The following is a 2,263-nucleotide window of genomic DNA, read 5'->3' on the forward strand; positions in this document are numbered from 1 at the left end:
GGCGCGCCCCCCGCCGGGTGGGGCGGGTGCGGCCCCGGTGGGGGGGCGGGGCGCCCGCTCTCATAGCGCCCGTCTCGGGCCCCCCCCGCCCCCGGGGGCCCCCCCCCCCCCCCCCGGGGGGGGGGGGCACGGCCGGACCGCGACGGTCGAGAGGGGGTGGACCGGTGAGTTCGAAGGACTGGATCGAGAAGGACTTCTACGCCGTGCTCGGCGTGGACAAGGCCGCCTCCGCGGACGACATCAAGAAGGCGTACCGCAAGCTGGCCCGGGAGTCGCACCCGGACCACAACCCGGGTGACGCCAAGGCGGAGGAGCGGTTCAAGGCCGCGTCCGAGGCGTACAACGTGCTGTCGGACGCCGGCCGCCGTCGCGAGTACGACGAGATGCGCTCACTGTTCGGCTCGGGCGCGTTCCGGCGCAACGCCCGGGGTGGCGGACAGCCGGGCGGCATGCCCTTCGACGTCTCCGACATGTTCGGCGGCGGGGCCGCAGGCGGCGACCGCCGCTTCGGCGGCTCCGGCTTCCAGGACCTGTTCAGCTCGATCTTCACGGGCGGGCAGGGTGGCGGGCCGGCGGCACCACGCGGTCCGGGCCGTGGTCGGGACGTGGAGACCGAGGTGGCACTGGACTTCGGTGACGCGGTGCGGGGTGTCACGCTGCCCCTGACGTTGCGCGCGCCGGGAGTCTGCGAGACCTGTCACGGCAACGGGGCCAAGCCCGGCACCCAGCCTCGGACCTGCCCGGTCTGCCACGGTGCCGGCGTGACCACCCGCAACCAGGGGTCGTTCAGCTTCTCCGAGCCGTGCCGCAACTGCCAGGGCGTCGGCACCGTGGTCGAGGAGAAGTGCCCGGAGTGCCACGGCAGCGGCGGGGTCACCAAGACACGCACCATGAACGTGCGCTTTCCGGCCGGCGTGGCCGACGGTCAGCGCATCCGGCTGGCCGGGCGCGGTGAGCCAGGTGAGCGCGGCGGGCCGGCTGGTGACCTGTTCGTGCACGTCAAGGTTCGGCCGGACGAGCTGTTCGGGCGTACCGGTGACGACCTGACGCTGAGCGTGCCGATCACCTTCGCGGAGGCCGTGCTCGGCACGGACCTGCGGGTGCCCACACTCGACGGTGCGGTGACCCTGCGGGTCCCGCCGGGCACGCCGAGCGGGCGGGTGCTGCGGGCCCGGGGCAAGGGTGTGGTCCGCCGCGACGGGCAGGCCGGCGACCTGCTCGTCACGTTGGACGTGGTGGTGCCGGCCCGGTTGTCCGACGAAGCGCGCACCGCGCTTGAGGCGTTCGCCGAGCAGAGCCCGCCAGCGGCCCGGGAACATCTAGAGGCGCGGGTGCGTCGGGTCAGTTAGTCCGGTGGAAGGGACGCGGAGGTGAGCGGGATGTCGGGCGAGTTCCTCGGTTCGGGTGACCCTGCCTACGAGGCCAAGGTGCTGATGATCTCGGTTGCGGCGCGAATGGCGGGGATGCACCCGCAGACCCTGCGCCAGTACGACCGGCTGGGGCTGGTGCAGCCCGGCCGGGCCGCTGGCGGCGGGCGTCGGTACAGCGTCCGTGACGTGGTGCTGCTGCGCGAGGTGCAGCGGCTCAGCCAGGACGACGGGATCAACCTGGCCGGCGTCAAACGGATCATCGGGCTGGAACGGCTGTTGGAACAGGCGCAGCAGCGGGTGGCCCGGCTGGAGGCGGAGCTGGACGCCGCGTACCGCAGAATTGCCGAACTGGAGTCACTGGCCCGCTTCCCGGGCAGTGACCTGGTCCCGACCAACCGCACGTCCACCGCGCTTGTGGTGTGGCGACCCCGTCGTACTCCCGATCGTTGACCTGCCGCGCACCCGGAGCTGTCTTCTCGGCCCGGATCGCACCGGATTCCCCGGCGCGGTCCGGGCCGCTTCGGTTAGCCTGTCGATAGGGGTCCAATCGCCTTAATACGGACCTACCGGCATGGCGAGGGGGAGCGATGGCGGAGCAGGCGAAGAAGGTTGCCCAGCAGACGGAAGAACGGTTGGAAGACCTGGCCGAGACCGTCCGCAAGAAGTTCGACAAGGTGACCGACGGTACCTACCGGGACCGGGACGCCCCGGGCCAGGCCGCCGAACAGGGCGATCACGGCGGCGACAAGAACCCAACCCAAGCCGAACGCAAGCAGGACTGACCGGTGACCGAGGTGCGGGCCGGGACCCACGGGGGGTCGCGGGCCCCCCCACGTAAACGGTTTGGGGCGGGGCGCGGTGGGGGCCCCACGGGGGGGCACGGTGAAACTGGA

The 2,263-nt window shown here is 72.5% G+C and carries 3 protein-coding genes; all 3 read left to right on the top strand.

All coding sequences use genetic code 11. The features are described 5' to 3' along the window. The first annotated feature begins 164 nt into the window (after positions 1-164). The 3 genes from dnaJ (at position 165) to AB0B85_RS29810 (ending at position 2,152) form a co-directional block, all read left to right on the top strand. A complete protein-coding gene (gene dnaJ / locus AB0B85_RS29800) occupies positions 165-1,349 on the top strand; it encodes a molecular chaperone DnaJ (protein ID WP_357412433.1) in 1,185 nt (394 codons plus the stop codon). Positions 1,350-1,379: 30 nt separating this feature from the next. Continuing rightward, complete coding sequence (locus tag AB0B85_RS29805) at positions 1,380-1,820, top strand: helix-turn-helix transcriptional regulator (protein ID WP_357412445.1); 441 nt, start codon at positions 1,380-1,382, stop codon at positions 1,818-1,820. A gap of 137 nt (positions 1,821-1,957) precedes the next feature. Continuing rightward, positions 1,958-2,152: a hypothetical protein gene (locus AB0B85_RS29810; protein ID WP_357412435.1), complete on the top strand. Its 195-nt coding sequence runs from the start codon at positions 1,958-1,960 to the stop codon at positions 2,150-2,152. Positions 2,153-2,263: the final 111 nt, after the last annotated feature.

The organism is Micromonospora sp. NPDC049044 (assembly GCF_040649215.1).
Lineage (GTDB): Bacteria > Actinomycetota > Actinomycetes > Mycobacteriales > Micromonosporaceae > Micromonospora.